Source organism: Paracoccus salsus, assembly GCF_021556615.1.
GTDB classification, from domain to species: Bacteria; Pseudomonadota; Alphaproteobacteria; order Rhodobacterales; family Rhodobacteraceae; genus Paracoccus; species Paracoccus salsus.
The window spans coordinates 174345-189997 of the sequence record NZ_JAKGGD010000004.1 but is presented as its reverse complement, the minus strand read 5'-3'; the positions used below and the strand labels follow the sequence as shown (position 1 = coordinate 189997).

General features: G+C 64.9%; 14 protein-coding genes. 5 read left to right on the top strand and 9 right to left on the bottom strand.

What is annotated here, in order from left to right:
• Nucleotides 1-37 precede the first annotated feature (37 nt).
• Both parA and L1965_RS10140 read right to left on the bottom strand, forming a co-directional pair.
• Nucleotides 38-673: a ParA family partition ATPase gene (gene parA, locus L1965_RS10145; RefSeq protein ID WP_235756313.1), complete on the bottom strand. Its 636-nt coding sequence runs from the start codon at nucleotides 671-673 to the stop codon at nucleotides 38-40.
• 79 nt (nucleotides 674-752) lie between these two features.
• A complete protein-coding gene (locus L1965_RS10140) occupies nucleotides 753-1076 on the bottom strand; it encodes an antibiotic biosynthesis monooxygenase family protein (RefSeq protein ID WP_235756312.1) in 324 nt (107 codons plus the stop codon).
• Nucleotides 1077-1210: 134 nt separating this feature from the next.
• On the opposite strand from L1965_RS10140, the gene L1965_RS10135 reads away from it, so the two are divergent.
• Nucleotides 1211-2260, top strand: a complete 1050-nt coding sequence (locus L1965_RS10135; RefSeq protein ID WP_235756311.1) for a dipeptidase — start codon at nucleotides 1211-1213, stop codon at nucleotides 2258-2260.
• A 67-nt stretch (nucleotides 2261-2327) separates the two neighbouring features.
• Here L1965_RS10135 and L1965_RS10130 read toward each other — a convergent pair whose 3' ends face one another.
• A complete protein-coding gene (locus L1965_RS10130) occupies nucleotides 2328-3608 on the bottom strand; it encodes a helix-turn-helix domain-containing protein (RefSeq protein WP_235756310.1) in 1281 nt (426 codons plus the stop codon).
• 110 nt (nucleotides 3609-3718) lie between these two features.
• Nucleotides 3719-4948: a 5-aminolevulinate synthase gene (hemA, locus tag L1965_RS10125; protein WP_235756309.1), complete on the bottom strand. Its 1230-nt coding sequence runs from the start codon at nucleotides 4946-4948 to the stop codon at nucleotides 3719-3721.
• A gap of 164 nt (nucleotides 4949-5112) precedes the next feature.
• Between hemA and L1965_RS10120 the strand changes: the two genes are divergently transcribed.
• Nucleotides 5113-6498, top strand: coding sequence for a dipeptidase (locus L1965_RS10120; protein ID WP_235756308.1), 1386 nt, complete (start codon nucleotides 5113-5115; stop codon nucleotides 6496-6498).
• A 242-nt stretch (nucleotides 6499-6740) separates the two neighbouring features.
• Here L1965_RS10120 and L1965_RS10115 read toward each other — a convergent pair whose 3' ends face one another.
• Nucleotides 6741-7364 (bottom strand): transglycosylase SLT domain-containing protein, encoded by a 624-nt coding sequence (locus L1965_RS10115; RefSeq protein WP_235756307.1) that lies wholly within the window; start codon nucleotides 7362-7364, stop codon nucleotides 6741-6743.
• A gap of 313 nt (nucleotides 7365-7677) precedes the next feature.
• Between L1965_RS10115 and gatB the strand changes: the two genes are divergently transcribed.
• Nucleotides 7678-9192, top strand: coding sequence for an Asp-tRNA(Asn)/Glu-tRNA(Gln) amidotransferase subunit GatB (gene gatB / locus L1965_RS10110; RefSeq protein WP_235756306.1), 1515 nt, complete (start codon nucleotides 7678-7680; stop codon nucleotides 9190-9192).
• 90 nt (nucleotides 9193-9282) lie between these two features.
• Nucleotides 9283-9702, top strand: coding sequence for a DUF4177 domain-containing protein (locus L1965_RS10105; RefSeq protein ID WP_235756305.1), 420 nt, complete (start codon nucleotides 9283-9285; stop codon nucleotides 9700-9702).
• 3 nt (nucleotides 9703-9705) lie between these two features.
• Here L1965_RS10105 and L1965_RS10100 read toward each other — a convergent pair whose 3' ends face one another.
• The 4 genes from L1965_RS10100 to recA form a co-directional block, all read right to left on the bottom strand.
• Entirely contained in the window at nucleotides 9706-10500 is a 795-nt protein-coding gene (locus L1965_RS10100; RefSeq protein WP_235756304.1) for a class II glutamine amidotransferase, read from the bottom strand.
• Nucleotides 10501-10560: 60 nt separating this feature from the next.
• The gene (locus tag L1965_RS10095; protein WP_235756303.1) at nucleotides 10561-10860 is read right to left on the bottom strand and encodes a DUF1330 domain-containing protein; all 300 of its coding nucleotides are present in this window, start codon (nucleotides 10858-10860) and stop codon (nucleotides 10561-10563) included.
• Nucleotides 10857-13514, bottom strand: coding sequence for an alanine--tRNA ligase (alaS, locus tag L1965_RS10090; protein ID WP_235756302.1), 2658 nt, complete (start codon nucleotides 13512-13514; stop codon nucleotides 10857-10859). Before alaS ends, L1965_RS10095 begins: the two co-directional genes overlap by 4 nt.
• Before the next feature lie 214 nt (nucleotides 13515-13728).
• Nucleotides 13729-14799 (bottom strand): recombinase RecA, encoded by a 1071-nt coding sequence (recA, locus tag L1965_RS10085; protein ID WP_235756301.1) that lies wholly within the window; start codon nucleotides 14797-14799, stop codon nucleotides 13729-13731.
• A 246-nt stretch (nucleotides 14800-15045) separates the two neighbouring features.
• Between recA and L1965_RS10080 the strand changes: the two genes are divergently transcribed.
• Entirely contained in the window at nucleotides 15046-15630 is a 585-nt protein-coding gene (locus tag L1965_RS10080; RefSeq protein ID WP_235756300.1) for a sulfotransferase family protein, read from the top strand.
• The last annotated feature ends 23 nt before the right edge of the window (nucleotides 15631-15653 follow it).

Below are 15653 nucleotides of genomic sequence, written 5' to 3'. Positions count from 1 at the left end.
GGGCCCGTCGCCCGAGTTGATATTGCATTTCTCGAATTCAATTCATCGCGGATAGCACCTCGTCGGTCAAGGCCGCCAGTTCATCGCTTGCCGGGCCACTGCGGGCCCGCTCGGCCGCGCCAAATCCCTGACCCAGCGTCTCGGCATAGACGACGCGGTTCGAAATCTGCGTGTCGGCCACGGTCGCACCAAGCTCGACCGCCTTTTCGGCCACCTCGACCGACAACCGGGTATGGGGGCGCACCCTGTTCAGGACCACCAGCACCTGCGCCTTCTCGCGCCGCGCCAGATCCAGCACACCCTCGGTCGCCCACAGGTCGACATGGCTTGTGGCCACGGGCACAAGCACCAGATCCGCGACCCGCAACGCGGGGCGCAGATCGCTGTCGATCTTGGGCGGTGTATCGACGATCACGAAATCGAAGCGTTTCTTCAGCTTTTCGGATTCGTAGCTGGCCCCCCAGGCCGACGAGGTCGAGAAATCCAAAGTCTCATCCTCGCCGCGGGCCTGAATGCGTTCGATGAACCACCGGCCCATACTGCCCTGGGGATCGGTATCGACCAACGCGACGGTATGCCCGCGCCGGTTCAGCATCACGGCCAGATTGACCGCCAGCGTGGTCTTGCCGGAACCGCCCTTCTGCTGGGCCACCGTGATGATCCTGCCCGCCATGCCGCTCTCCCTTACCGTGAATTCAGGGCAGGCTAGCGCCCCGTTCCGGTGAATGCACGGAGTATTTGCGGGCGCAGCATCAGGCGCGGAAAACCGATTGCAGTTCGTACATCACCGGTTCGAAACTCTTGCACATCGCGTGGATCTCGCGGTTGCGGCGGCGCATCTCGTCGGTTCGCAACATGGCCTGATAGTCCTTGCGGTCGCGCCATTGCGAGTAGGTGGCGATCCGGGTCTGCGCGTCGTTCAGATGGATCGCGACCGAGATGAATCCGGCCTGGCGGCGGATCACCTTGTCCCAGGCATCGGTCAGCAGGTCCAGCACGTCATGGGCGCTGCCGGGCGTGACCTCAAAGGTGCAGATGACGGTCTGGCCGTCGAAATCGGAACGGATATCGGGCATGGATGGCCTCTTTCTGGCGATGCTGCGTTCCCAGACTAGGCGCAAATCGCGATCACGCAAAGCCACAAGCCGCAGCCATTGCCGCCACCCGCGTCAGCGTGCATGGTCAGGCGCGGACAAGAACGGAGCCTGCCATGATCCCGGTTTTCGATGGCCATAACGATTTCCTTCAGCGCGTCGTGGCTGCCGGAGCGGGCGGAACCCGGATATGGCTCGAGGGCGATGGAACCGGGCATCTGGACCTGCCGCGCGCCAGGGCGGGGGGGCTGATCGGCGGTTTCTTCGCGATCTGGATCCCCTCGCCGGCAGGGCCGAACGATGCCGAGGCCGTGACGCTGATGCAGAACCCGCCCTTCGCGCTGCCGCTGCCCGACGCGATCGGCCCCGAGACCGCGCTGCCTCATGCATTCCGGCAGGCCGCGGCGCTGAAGGCGCTGGAACGCACCGGCACGCTTGATGTCGTGACCAGCGCAGCCGGTCTGCGCGACAGCGTGGCGGCCGGCCGAATCGCCGCGATCATGCATATGGAAGGGGCCGAGGCGATCCGCGACGTGGATGCGCTTCATCTGTGGCATGCGGCCGGCTTGCGGTCGCTGGGGCCGGTCTGGTCGCGGCCTACGGCCTATGCCGAGGGTGTACCCTTCGCGTTTCCCGCCGGCCCCGATATCGGCGGCGGGCTGACCGACGCCGGACGCGACCTGATCCGCCTATGCAACCGGCTGCGGATCATGCTGGACCTGTCACATCTGAACGAGGCCGGGTTCGACGACGTCGCGCGGCTGTCGGACGCACCGCTGGTCGCCAGCCACAGCTGCGTTCACGCGATCTGCCCCAGTTCGCGCAACCTGACCGACCGCCAGTTGCAGGCCATCGCCGACAGCGGCGGGCTGGTCGGTCTGAACTTTGCCTCCAGCTTTCTTCGTCCCGATGGCAGGCGGCTGCCGCTGGAGGGTTTCGATACGATGCTGCGTCATCTGGATCATCTGCTGGCGATCCTCGGCGAGGATGGCGTCGCGTTGGGATCGGATTTCGACGGCGCGCTGATGCCGCGCGACCTGCCCGACGCCGCAGCCCTGCCAGATCTGCTGAACGCCATGAAGATCCACGGCTACGGCGATGATCTGACCCGGAAAATTGCAAGCGAGAACTGGATCGTCCTGCTGCAGCGGGTCTGGGGCGGCTGATGCGGGGAATGCCCAGGCCCGACGCAGGCTTGCGGCGCCCGCGCATCAAAAGCCGAAGAGGTGCCGTCTAGTTGCCTGCCGGCTGGTCCGGGGCGACCGAAGCGGGACCAGCCTGCGCCATCGCGACCATCTGTGCCAGCTCCGGGTCGGCGCTCAGATCCGCAAGCGCAAAGCGTTCGGTCAGGCTGCCGGGCGACAATTCGATGTTCTTCACGACCTGTGGACCGGGCGCGGCCGGACCATAGGTCTGACCGTTGACCGCGAAATAGACCGCGCCGGAATTGCCGGTCCGCAGTTTGGGCGGCTCTTCCAGCTTGGGCAGGGTGAAACGCTCGCCTGCATCCATGATCTTTTCCAGAAGCACCGTACCGTCGATCGATGTCACGCGGACCCATGCGGGCCGCGCGGCCAACAACTCCATCTGCGGCGCATCCTCGGCCAGGGTCCGCACCGCTGCCGGAGCTTCCGCGCCTTCGGGCAGCTGAGGTCCATAATGCGTTGCGGTCGGATCCGACGCGGCAACCGAAGCCGTCTCGACAGCAGCGGTCATGTCATCGACCGTCGCAGTCGGACTCTGGGCCGGCATGGACAGGCCGGGATCAATCGCGGCGATCGGCCCGTCTCGCGCGGTCAGAACCGGCGCCTCGAGGATCTGCGGGCGGTAAAGCCGGTCCAGCGCCTCGGGCTGGGGCAGGTTCTTCGCCAGGTCGGCGGTATCGGTCATGTCCAGCGCAGGCTCGGACATCCCTGCCCCCTCGACCGGATCGAGCGCCGTCACGACACCCGGCACATCCTCGCCCGGGGCCAGGGTGACGCGCTGCACCTCTTGCAGGACCGACCAGCCGCCATAGGCCAGCCCGGAGACAACGGCGACGAGAACCAGAATCGAGCCGATCGCCCTTGGTTCGAAATCCGCCCAGAAGCTTTCCTGCTGGGGAATGAACAATGCGCGCGGATTGGCCAGCGCCTCGGCCGGATCAGAGGGTCGGCGAACCGGCTTGGGGCCCGAAGCCGCTGCGGCCATGCCATGCGTCGGCTGGAAACCGGATTCCACGCAGAAGCGACGGAACGTCCAGTCCGGGTCCATGCCCAGATAACGGGCATACGACCGCACATACCCGGCGATGAAGCTGGGTGTATCGAAGGCGGTGATGTCGCAATTCTCGATGGCGGCAACATAGGAGGCCCGGATCCGCAATTCGCGTTGGACGTCCAGAAGGGATTTACCCAACGTAGCCCGCTCACCCCGCATGATGTCGCCGAGGCGCGTGTCGTCGTCGAGGAAATGTTGCACTTCCTCCACCTGCACATTCTCCTCTGCCGGGTAATCAGCCCGCAGCCTGCTCATTCCGTTCTGCCCCATCTGCCCGCTAGCGGCACCGCCCGAATCGGACGTTACTTTTATATGATTAACGTGAGCTTATCACGGCCACGAGAGCAGTTCACCCGCCGATTTTCTCAGGCACTCAATTCGGCACGATTAAGCGCGCAGTGCGACCAAAGCGCATCCATCGCCCGCACCAGATGATCGATCTGCTTGGGGTCATGGACCGGCGAAGGCGTGAAGCGCAGCCGTTCCGTGCCCCGCGGCACGGTCGGGAAATTGATCGGCTGGACATAGATGCCATAGTCGCGCAGCAGCATGTCGGACAGTTCCTTGCAATGCACGGGATGGCCGACATGGACCGGTACGATATGGCTTCCGTGATCGATGATCGGCATCCCCAGCGATTTCAGCCGCATCTTCAGGATTCGCGCATGCAGTTGCTGGCAATCGCGCAGACGCTGACCGCCCTCGCCCTTCAGGAAGCTGATCGAGGCCGCCGCGCCGGCTGCCACGGCGGGCGGCAGCGAGGTCGTGAAGATGAACCCGGGCGCATAAGACCGGATGGCATCGCACATCCTGGCGGTCGCAGCGATATAGCCGCCAAACACCCCGAACGCCTTGCCAAGCGTGCCGTTGACGATGTCGATCCGATCCATCAGGCCGTCCCGCTCGGCGACGCCGCCGCCGCGCGGCCCGTACATGCCAACCGCGTGAACCTCGTCGAGATAGGTCAGGGCGCCGAATTCCTCGGCCAGATCGCAGATCGGCCCGATCGGCCCGAAATCGCCATCCATCGAATAGATCGATTCGAAAGCGATCAGCTTGGGCGCGGCCGGGTCATCGGCAGCCAGCAATTCGCGCAGATGGGCCAGATCATTGTGGCGAAAGATCCGCTTGGCGCCGCCGTTGCGCTTGATTCCCTCGATCATCGAGGCGTGGTTCAGCGCATCCGAATAGATGATGAGCCCGGGAAACAGCTTGGGCAGCGTCGAAAGCGTGGCGTCGTTCGCGATATAGGCACTGGAAAACACCAGCGCCGCGTCCTTGCCGTGCAGATCGGCCAGTTCGGCCTCGAGCCGCTTGTGATGGACGGTGGTGCCGGAAATGTTGCGCGTTCCGCCCGAACCGGCACCGGCAGCGTCCAGCGCGTCGTGCATGGCGGCCAGCACCGCCGGATGCTGTCCCATGCCAAGATAGTCGTTTCCGCACCAGACGGTGATTTCCTGTTTCTCGCCATCGGGACGCGTCCACAGCGCCTGCGGAAACCGACCCTTGGCACGCTCTATGTCGATGAAGGTGCGATAGCGACCTTCCACGTGAAGACGTCCAATGGCCTGATCCAGTGCGGCATCATAGTTCATTGCGGGCGTTCCCTTGCGTAGCTGGCTGGGTGCGATCATTGTCCGATCACGCGCGGCGGGTCCTTGATACAAGTCAAATCCTGAAAATGACAGATCAAAAATGTCGCAGCGGCGCCAGGGTCGTTACATGAATTCAACGCAATCAGCCAGGAAGGACGCAGGAAATGACAGCTTTGGCAGGCTTGCCGCACGTGCTGGAACAGCTGGACAATGACCGCGAGGCGGCGCTTGCAAGGCTGCTGGACTTCTTGCGGATCCCGTCGATCTCGACCGATCCGGCGCATCGCGGCGATGTTCGTGCGGCAGCAGCATGGCTGTCGAACGCGCTGCAAGAGCTTGGTTTCGAAAGTCGGGTCCACGACACGCCGGGTCATCCGATGGTGGTCGCCCGCTCGCAGCCGGGCGGCACACGGACGCTGCTGTTCTACGGCCATTACGACGTCCAGCCGGTGGACCCGCTGGAGTTGTGGCACCGCCCGCCCTTCGACCCGGTCATCGAGCAGACCGCAGACGGAGCGGTGATCCGCGGCCGCGGCGCGTCCGACGACAAGGGCCAGCTGATGACCTTCATCGAGGCGTTCCGGGCCTGGAAGGCGGTTCATGGCACGTTGCCGCCGGACCTGATCCTGCTGTTCGAGGGCGAGGAGGAATCCGGCTCGCCGTCGTTGCGGCCGTTCCTGACGGCGCATGCTGACGCGTTGCGCGCATCGCTGGCATTGATCTGCGACACCGGCATGTATTCCGACGGCCGGCCGGCCATCACCACCCAGCTTCGCGGACTTGTCGGCGAAGAGGTGGTGGTGCGCGGCGCGGATCGCGACCTGCATTCGGGCAGCTTTGGCGGCCTGGCCGCCAACCCGGTCATGGTCCTGGCGCAGGCCCTTGGCGCGCTGAAGGACGCGCGGGGCCAGGTCACCTTGCCGGGATTTTACGACGGCGTCGAGGAACTGGATCCGGCGCTGCGCCGCGACTGGGACGCGCTTGGCTTCGACGCAGCGAGGTTCCTGGGGCGCGTCGGCCTTGAGACGCCGATCGGTGAAACGGGCCGGACCCCGCTGGAAATGGTCTGGGCCAGGCCGACCGCCGAGATCAACGGTATCGCGGGGGGCTATGCGGGGCAGGGCTTCAAGACGGTCCTGCCGGCCGAGGCACGCGCCAAGGTCAGCTTTCGGTTGACCGGGCAGCAGGATCCGCAGGCGATCCGCGCCGCCTTCCGCGACCATGTGCGGCGCTTCGTGCCGGCGGATTGCCGGGTGGACTTCCAGGAACATGGCGCCAGCCCGGCCAGCGTCATGGATATCTCGGACCCGGCCTTTGCGGCCGCGAGGCAGGCATTGACCGAGGAATGGGGGCGCGACGCGGCTTTCATCGGGGCCGGCGGCTCGATCCCGGTCGCCGGCGACTTCCAGCAGTTGCTGGGCATGGATTCTATGCTGATCGGCTTCGGACGTGACGACGACCGCATTCATTCGCCAAACGAGAAATACGATGTCCAAAGCTTCGAGAAGGGTGCGCGGTCCTGGGCACGCATCCTGGCCGCGCTGCGCTAGACCGGGGCGGCCGGGCAGATCGACAAAAAAAGCCGCCGCGCAGCGGAAAAAACCGGCGGCGTTTACGCGATGTTAAGACACGCCTGCGATGTTCAGGGACTGGTCACGGCACGATGCGCCGATGACCGGAAAAGCGGGACGCTTCGATTCCCTGTGTGGTCCCCCCACGCCGGAATCGGAGCGTCCTTTGCCATTATGCTGCGTCGACGCGCCGACCGCCGCGCATCGCGCGGCGTTCCCGGTCAGCTGCTGACGGTGCAATAGCTCTGGCTGCTGGTCCAGGCGGCAATATCGGCCCGCTTCGACGAGCTGCGCATCGGCGCCCAGTCACGCGCGACACCCCGCCAGCTGCCGCTGCCATTCCCAACGACGGCATTGTCCCGCGCGACCTGGCGCGACATGATTCGCACCGCGCAGGACATGTTGTCCGAACCGTCGGTGATGTTGCCGTTGCAATCGTAGCTGCGCCACGTTGCCGGCGCGATCTGCATCAGTCCCAGCCATTTTCCGCCGCCGCCGCTGGCCTGCGGATTGTAGGTGCTTTCGTGCTTGGCCAGCGCCGACAGCAGCCCGGCCCAGAACGCCTTGCGCCCGGTATTGGTCAGTTCGGCATAATTCGGGCAGAAGCTGTGGATGTCGTGCGGCACATTCGAAAGCACCGTGACGCCTTCGCGATCCAGCGCCGCCAGCGTTGCCTTGGTCCAGGCCTCGGACCCGCTGCGGTCGTCCCAGCGCATCGGCGGCGACGCGGCCAGTTGCATCTGCTCGGCCTGCGCAGCGTCCTTCGTCTCGGATTGCGGATCAAGGGTGGATTGGCATCCGGCCAGTGCGGCCAGGGCGACAAAGGATAGCAGCGCGGTGCGCATCGCAGCCTCATCAAAAGTTTCTCTAACGCTCGCTTAGCGGGGCACCAGAAACGCGCAAGCATTGCGTTCAGGCGTCGGCAGGATCGCGCCAGCGGGTGCCGAGGATGCTCGGAAACCTGCCGATCGGACCTTTGATGACGACAATTCGAGACATTATCCCGTCAATGTCAGCGATGCGGATGGTTCCGTGACCGGACCCCTGCGACCGCGACGCGCGCCGGATCGCGCATGTCGGCCCGCACGGCCCCGTGACAACCGCAGCCGGCTGGCCTAGAACCACCGCCAGACCGCCACCCGCAAGCGAGGCACCGCGATGCTTGACCATCTCTCGTTCACCGCCCCAGAACCCAGAATCATTGCCGGCGCCAAGGGCGATTGGGAGCTGGTGATCGGACTCGAGGTTCACGCCCAGGTCGCATCAAAGGCAAAGCTGTTTTCGGGGGCCTCGACGACGTTCGGGGCCGAGCCGAACAGCAACGTGGCCTTCGTGGACGCGGCCATGCCGGGCATGCTGCCGGTCATCAACGAATTCTGCGTGGCGCAGGCCGTGCGGACCGGGCTGGGCCTGAAGGCGGCGATCAACCTGGTCAGCGCCTTCGACCGCAAGAATTATTTTTATCCAGACCTGCCGCAGGGTTACCAGATCAGCCAACTCTACCACCCGATCGTGGGCGAGGGCGAGGTGATCGTGGACATGGCTCCCGGCGTCGCTCGCCGCGTCCGGATCGAACGCATCCACATCGAACAGGACGCCGGCAAGTCGATCCACGACATGGACCCCAACATGTCGTTCGTCGACCTGAACCGCACCGGCGTGGCCCTGATGGAGATCGTCAGCCGCCCGGATCTCCGCGGCCCCGAGGAAGCCGCCGCCTATGTCGCCAAGTTGCGCCAGATCATGCGCTATCTGGGCACCTGCGACGGCAACATGCAGAACGGAAACCTGCGCGCCGACGTCAATGTCTCGGTTTGCCCGCCCGGCGCCTATGAGCGCTATCAGGAGACGCAGGATTTCGGCCATCTGGGCACGCGTTGCGAGATCAAGAACATGAACTCGCTGCGATTCATCCAGCAGGCGATCGAATACGAGGCCCGTCGCCAGATCGGGATTCTGGAAGACGGCGGCGCGATCGTCCAGGAAACCCGCCTCTACGACCCCGACAAGGGAGAGACGCGGTCGATGCGCTCAAAGGAAGAGGCCCATGACTATCGCTACTTCCCCGATCCCGACCTGCCTCCATTGGAGATCGACCAGCCCTGGGTCGATGCGATCGCCAACGACATGCCCGAACTGCCGGACGAAAAGAAGGCCCGCTTCGTGCGCGACCTGGGTCTGTCGGAATATGATGCCGGCGTGCTGACCGCCGATGTCGAGAACGCAAATTATTTCGAGACCGTTGCCCAGGGCCGCGACGGAAAGCAGGCCGCGAACTGGGTCATCAACGAATTGTTCGGACGCCTGAACAAGCAGGGCCTGACGGTCGAGGCCTCGCCCATATCCGCGGCACAGCTTGGCGGCGTGATAGACCTGATCGCAGCGGGCGACATCTCGGGCAAGATCGCCAAGGACCTGTTCGAGATCCTGTGGACCGAAGGCGGCGATCCGGCCGAGATCGTCGAGACGCGCGGCATGAGGCAGGTCACCGACATGGGCGCGATCGAACGGGCGGTCGACGAGATCATCGCCGCCAACCCGGGTCAGGTTGAAAAGGCCCGACGGAACCCCAAGCTTGCAGGCTGGTTCGTCGGACAGGTTCTGAAGGCCACCGGCGGCAAGGCCAATCCCGCCGCCGTCAACCAGCTTGTCGCGCAAAAGCTGGGCAGCTGAGCGCGACGCTTTCCCGCAAGAGGCGTTGCGTGCCACGATCATCCGTCGGGCGATCCGGCCGACCACATTGCCAACATCCAGGATACGCCCATGGCCTATGAGTATTCCGTCATTCCGGCACCCAACCGCGGCCACAAGGCCAGGGATGCGAAGACGCCGACCGATCGCTATGCGCTTGCGATCACGGCGGAACTGAATCGCATGGCCGCCGATGGCTGGGAATATCTGCGCGCAGACGTTCTTCCAAGCGAGGAGCGCAGCGGCCTGACCGGGCGCGCCACCGTCTACCATAACCTGCTGGTCTTCCGCCGTCCGACCCGTGCCGCCAATCAGCAGGCCGCCAAGCCTGCCAGCCAGGCGCAGCCGGAAGACCCCGTCGCCGCCGCGCCCGGACGGCCCGACCATGCCGATCCGCCAAACGCCACGCAGCCCGAGATACCGCCCCAAAGCGGCGAACCGGTCGCCGACGCAGTGCCGCCCGCCGCGCGAACCACCCAGGCCGAAAAATAGGGCTCAGGCCGCGCGGGCGGCATTGACGGGTGTGAAGTCGCTGATCGCGACCTCGCCGGCCGAAAAGCTGCAGAAACTGCCCTGCGGAACCTCTTGCCAGTCTCCCTCGTCAGTTTCCAGCGGTTCGGACACGACCGCCCGCCCCTGTCGGCTGTCCGACCAGCGATGAAACAGCGTCGGGGCCTGGTCGTCGCTGGCATAGCGCAGCGCATAAAGCGTGCGGCCGTCGGAGAAGGCACAGGTCGCACGCACATGGGGCGTGCTGCCGCGCCGCAGCGCCAGTTCGGCCATCCGGCCGACCGCTCGCGTCATCGCGCCCTTCGGGTCGTCGGCCAGGCCCTCGCCCAGGGCGATCAGGAACAGCGCCTCGCTGTCCGTGGCCCCCATGCGATGAGAATAGAAGGCGTCGGGGATCAGCAACTCGGCATCCCGGCGGAACCCGTCATAGCCGCCGAACTGGCCGTTATGCATGAAAGACCAGCTTCCCACCACGAAGGGATGGCAGTTGTTGCGGCTGGTCGCGGTCCCGGTCGAGGCGCGCACATGGGCCATGAAAAGCCCCGACCTGACCTGACAGACAAGACTGCGAAGATTGGGATCGGACCACGCGGGCATGACGTCGCGATAGAGCCCCGGCTCAGGGCGCTCGCCATACCAGGCAAGTCCGAAGCCGTCCGCATTCACCGGCGTCTGACAGCGCGTCGCGCCCTGACTTTGGCGGATCAGCGAATGCGCCGGCCGGCTGACGATCTCTTCGAGAAAGATCGGCTTGCCCATATAGGCGGCCCAACGACACATCCCCTGCCCCTCATCGATTTCGATTTTCTGGAATTAGCATGAAAACGTAAAGAATTCACTCTATTCCACAGCAGGCGGGGCTTCCTCGACGATCACGAGATCGCGTTCGGATGCGCCCTTGGCATGCGCCAGCGCCGCCTGGTATTCACGGCTTTCGTAGCACGCAACGGCGGCGTCGAGGCTTGGAAAGCGCGCAACGACATTGCGCGACCGGTCATTTCCCTCCAATTGCCGATAGCGCCCGCCCCGCGCAAGGAACACACCGCCATGTGCGGCAATGACAGGCCCCGCCATGCTGGCGTAGCGGCCATAGGCCTCGGCGTCCGTTACACGGACATGGGCGATCCACAGCGCGCTCAAAGGGAATCTCCGATCAGTTTCTCGACCTCGGCGAAGGCGGCTTCGGCCGCCTCCAGGCTGGGCGCCCCGCCCTGGGCACGGTCGGGACGGCCGCCACCGCCCTTGCCGCCAAGCGCCGCGGTTGCCGCCTGAACCAGCGACACCGCGCTGATCTGGCCGGTCAGGTCCGCCGTCACGCCCGCGGCGACGGTCGCCTTGCCGTCCGCTTCCGCCAGAACCAGCACGGCCCCGCTGCCCAGCTGCGCCTTCATCTCGTCCACCAGCGGACCAAGCTCCTTGCCGCCCACGCCCTCGACCTTGCGGCCGATGAACCTGACGCCGCCAATGTCCTTCGCCTCGGTCGCGCCGCCGCCGCCCATCGCCAGCTGCCGCTTGAGTTGCGCCACCTCGTTGGCCAGCGCCTTGCGTTCATCCGCGAGCGCCCGGACCCGGTTCACCACGTCACCGGCCTGGGCCTTCAGCACGCCCGCGATCTCGCCCAGTTGCCGGTCCGCGTCACGCAGATGCGCCAACGCTGCCTGTCCGGTCAGCGCCTCGATGCGGCGCACCCCCGCACTGGAGGCGCTGTCCCCCAGCAAGGCGAACGCGCCAATATCCCCGGTCCGCGCGACATGGGTGCCACCGCATAGTTCCAGAGAGTAGGTCTGGCCGTCGGTGCCCTTGCCGGAATTGCCCTGGTGGCCCATGGACACCACGCGCACCTCGTCGCCGTATTTCTCGCCGAACAGCGCCTGCGCGCCAAGCCCGCGCGCGTCGTCGGGCGTCATGATCCGCGTTTCGACGCGCGAGTTCTGGCGAATGAACTCATTCACCTCGGCCTCGATCCGGGCGGCCTCTTCGGCCGTGACCGCGTGATTGTGACTGAAGTCGAAACGCAGCCGATCAGGAGCGTTCAGGCTGCCCCGCTGCGCGACATGCTCGCCCAGGGTGCGCCGCAACGCCTCGTGCAGCAGATGGGTCGCCGAATGGTTTGCCCGGATCATGTCGCGCCGGTCCCGGTCCACGGACAATTGTGCGCCCTGCCCGCGCGCGATGGTCCCCGTCGTGACTTCGGCCACATGCACGAAAACGCCTGCAATCTTCCTGGTATCCGTCACGCGCGCCGCGCCGCTTTCCGTCCGGATCAGCCCTGTATCGCCGACCTGCCCGCCAGCCTCGGCATAGAACGGCGTCTGGTTCACCACGATCTGCACCGTGTCGCCTTTCTTCGCCTCGTCCGCCTCGGCGCCATCGGTCACCAGAGCGACGATCTGCCCCTCGGCCTCGACGGAATCGTAGCCGAGAAACTCGGTCGCACCGTGCTTTTCCGCCAGATCATACCAGATCGCGGCGTCCTTGGTCTCGCCGCTTCCGGCCCAGGCCGCGCGGGCCTTGGCCTTCTGCTCTGCCATCGCCGCATCGAAACCGGCGGTATCGACCGTCCGGCCCTGCTCGCGCAGCGCGTCCTGCGTGAGGTCCAGCGGAAAGCCGTAGGTGTCGTAAAGCTTGAAGGCCGCCTCGCCCGGCAAATTAGCACCTTCGGGCAGCCTGGCCAGTTCCTCGTCCAGAAGGCGCAGACCGCGGTCCAGGGTCTGGCGGAAGCGCGTCTCTTCGCTGCGCAGGGTTTCCTCGATCAAGGGCTGCGCGCGGTTCAGTTCAGGATAGGCCGCGCCCATCTGCTGGACCAGCGACGGCACCAGCCGGTGCATCACCGGATCGTGCGCGCCCAGCATGTGCGCGTGCCGCATCGCGCGGCGCATGATCCGCCGCAGCACATAGCCACGCCCCTCGTTCGAGGGCATCACGCCGTCCGAGATCAGGAAACTGGTGGAACGCAGGTGGTCGGCAATTACCCGGTGATGGACCTTGCCCGGCCCATCCGGATCGCTGCTGGTGGCATGCGCGCTGGCCTCGATGAGGCTGCGCATCAGGTCGGTGTCGTAATTGTCGTGCTTGCCCTGCAACAGCGCGCCGATCCGTTCCAGTCCCATGCCGGTATCGATCGACTGCATGTCCAGGGCGCGCATGCTGCCGTCCTCGAACTGCTCATTCTGCATGAAGACGAGGTTCCAGATCTCGATGAAGCGGTCGCCGTCCTCTTCGGCCGAGCCCGGAGGTCCGCCCCAGATCTGATCTCCATGGTCAAAGAAAATCTCGGTGCAGGGGCCACAGGGACCCGTCGGGCCCATCTGCCAGAAATTGTCGCTTGTCGGGATCCGGATGATCTTGTGGTCGGGCAGGCCCGCGACCTTCTTCCATATCTCGGCGGCCTCGTCATCGGTATGGTATATGGTGACCAGCAGCCTGTCCCGGGGAATGCCGAAATCCCGCGTCAGCAATTCCCAGGCAAAGCCGATCGCGTCGGACTTGAAGTAATCACCGAAGCTGAAATTCCCCAGCATCTCGAAGAAGGTATGGTGACGCGCCGTATAGCCGACATTGTCCAGGTCGTTGTGCTTTCCGCCCGCCCGGACGCATTTCTGCGCTGTCGTCGCGCGGTTGTAGTCGCGCGTCTCGATGCCCGTGAACAGGTTCTTGAACTGAACCATGCCGGAATTGGTGAACATCAGCGTCGGGTCGTTGCGCGGCACCAGCGGGCTGCTGTCGACCACGCGGTGACCGTTCCTCTCGAAATAGCCGAGAAAGGTGGATCGGATGTCGTTCAGACTGGGCATGAGAGATGGCCTTCATCGCAAAGCGGTCGCGTCTACTCCGGCCGTCGACCGGGCTGGATTCCCGTCTAGCCCCCGCCGCTTCTGCTGTCCAGCGATCCGGATCGCCCGCCAGACGGCGCTGATCGCCGCATGCCGGCCGCGAAATGCCTGTCCCGGAATGCAGCGCGCAGGGGTGGAGACCCCCGCGCGTCGCCGGACTGGCCTGGTCTGCGGATCAGTCCTCGGTCAGTGCATCCTCTTCCCCGCCCGCGACACCGAAATCCAGCCCGTGGCTGGCCCGGATCCTGTCCTCGATGGAGTAGGCCATCTCGGGATGATCGCGCAGATACTGCTTGGCGTTCTCGCGCCCCTGCCCGATCCGCTCGTCGCCATAGGAATACCAGGCACCCGATTTCTCGACCACGCCGGCCTTGACGCCCAGATCGACCAGTTCGCCCATCTTGCTGATGCCTTCGCCATACATGATGTCAAACTCGACCTGACGGAAGGGCGGTGCCACCTTGTTCTTCACGACCTTGACGCGGGTCGAGTTGCCCACGACCTCATCGCGATCCTTGATGGACCCGATCCGGCGGATGTCGAGACGCACCGACGCATAAAATTTCAGCGCGTTGCCGCCCGAAGTGGTTTCGGGGTTGCCGAACATCACGCCGATCTTCATGCGGATCTGGTTGATGAAGATCACCATGCAGTTGCTGCGCCCGATGCTGGCGGTCAGCTTTCGCATCGCCTGGCTCATCAACCGGGCCTGCGCGCCCACTTGGTGGTCGCCCATATCGCCCTCGATCTCGGCCTTCGGGGTCAACGCGGCGACCGAATCGATCACCACCATGCTGACCGCGCCCGACCGGACCAGCGTATCGACGATCTCCAACGCCTGTTCGCCGGTGTCCGGCTGAGAAATCAGCAACTCGTCAAGATTCACGCCCAGCTTGCGGGCGTATTGCGGGTCCAGCGCATGCTCGGCATCGACAAATGCGCAGACCCCGCCCTTCTTCTGCTCTTCGGCCACGGCATGCAGCGTCAGCGTGGTCTTCCCGCTGCTTTCGGGTCCATAGATCTCGATGATGCGGCCCTTGGGCAGGCCGCCGATCCCCAGCGCAATGTCCAGACCCAGCGACCCGGTCGAGGTTGCCTCGATCTCGGTGACCGGGTTGTCCTTGCCCAGCTTCATGATCGAGCCCTTGCCGAATTGCCGCTCGATCTGCGCCAGCGCGCTGTCCAGCGCCTTCTGCTTTTCCGCGCTTCGCTTGTCGTTCATGTCGAAAATGCTCGCCTGTGCCATGTCATCCTCACCGTTATTTCATAGCCTTCGGAGCGGGGCAATCAGTTGGGCCGAAGGGAATGTTCACTTCTTGTTCCCATCCATGAATGCGCGATCCGCAGCGGGTTTTCAAGCGGAAACCGCCTGAAGCCGAGAGCCTCGGCGCGGCATCATCAACGCAGATCCGTTAACAAAGCGTTTACAAGCCCCTCCGGTCCCGATATCGGGGCCCGCGGCGCGGCAGGAAAGCGACGGGACGGCCCCACCATGCTCATTTTCTGGGATCACAGACTGGTATTTCTGGCGACACCGAAGGCCGGATCGACCGCGATCGAGGTGGCGCTCGAGTCTCTGGCGTCGGCGGCGATCCAGCGGCCGGAAGGGCTGAAACACACCGATATCGCGACCTACAGACGCCATGTCGGACCATGGCTCAAGGCGCTGAATGGCGGCGATTTCCTGACCGTGGCTCTGATGCGCGAACCCGTCGACTGGCTGCGCAGCTGGTACCGCTTCAAGCAGCGCGACGACGATGACGATCCGCTTCACCGCATGGAAGGGCTGAGCTTCACCCGCTTCGCCCGCCAATATGCCGCCCCCGGCGGGCCGGAGGAGTTGATGATCGGCACACAGTCGGGCTTCCTTACCGATGGGCCGGCACGCGTCGATCGGATCTTTCGATACGAGGAGATCGGCGCCTTCGTCGAGTTCCTTGAAGATCACCTGAACTGTGCGATCGAGTTGCCGCGGATCAACGTGCCCCCTTCTGTCGATGTGGCGCTGGACGCCGAGGACGAGGCAAGTCTGCGCGAAGGAATGCGCGCCGACCTGGCGCTCTACGAAACGCTGTAACGACCTTGCACAGCGTGGGGCGC

What these genes read in the sequence shown, in the direction of transcription:
- L1965_RS10120 (WP_235756308.1), top strand. Translation starts at nt 5,113, where the DNA reads ATGACAGCTTTGGCAGGCTTGCCGCACGTGCTGGAACAGCTGGACAAT.
- alaS (WP_235756302.1), bottom strand. Translation starts at nt 13,514, where the DNA reads ATGCCCAGTCTGAACGACATCCGATCCACCTTTCTCGGCTATTTCGAG.
- parA (WP_235756313.1), bottom strand. Translation starts at nt 673, where the DNA reads ATGGCGGGCAGGATCATCACGGTGGCCCAGCAGAAGGGCGGTTCCGGC.
- recA (WP_235756301.1), bottom strand. Translation starts at nt 14,799, where the DNA reads ATGGCACAGGCGAGCATTTTCGACATGAACGACAAGCGAAGCGCGGAA.
- L1965_RS10115 (WP_235756307.1), bottom strand. Translation starts at nt 7,364, where the DNA reads ATGCGCACCGCGCTGCTATCCTTTGTCGCCCTGGCCGCACTGGCCGGA.
- L1965_RS10130 (WP_235756310.1), bottom strand. Translation starts at nt 3,608, where the DNA reads ATGAGCAGGCTGCGGGCTGATTACCCGGCAGAGGAGAATGTGCAGGTG.
- hemA (WP_235756309.1), bottom strand. Translation starts at nt 4,948, where the DNA reads ATGAACTATGATGCCGCACTGGATCAGGCCATTGGACGTCTTCACGTG.
- L1965_RS10105 (WP_235756305.1), top strand. Translation starts at nt 9,283, where the DNA reads ATGGCCTATGAGTATTCCGTCATTCCGGCACCCAACCGCGGCCACAAG.
- L1965_RS10100 (WP_235756304.1), bottom strand. Translation starts at nt 10,500, where the DNA reads ATGTGTCGTTGGGCCGCCTATATGGGCAAGCCGATCTTTCTCGAAGAG.
- gatB (WP_235756306.1), top strand. Translation starts at nt 7,678, where the DNA reads ATGCTTGACCATCTCTCGTTCACCGCCCCAGAACCCAGAATCATTGCC.
- L1965_RS10080 (WP_235756300.1), top strand. Translation starts at nt 15,046, where the DNA reads ATGCTCATTTTCTGGGATCACAGACTGGTATTTCTGGCGACACCGAAG.
- L1965_RS10140 (WP_235756312.1), bottom strand. Translation starts at nt 1,076, where the DNA reads ATGCCCGATATCCGTTCCGATTTCGACGGCCAGACCGTCATCTGCACC.
- L1965_RS10135 (WP_235756311.1), top strand. Translation starts at nt 1,211, where the DNA reads ATGATCCCGGTTTTCGATGGCCATAACGATTTCCTTCAGCGCGTCGTG.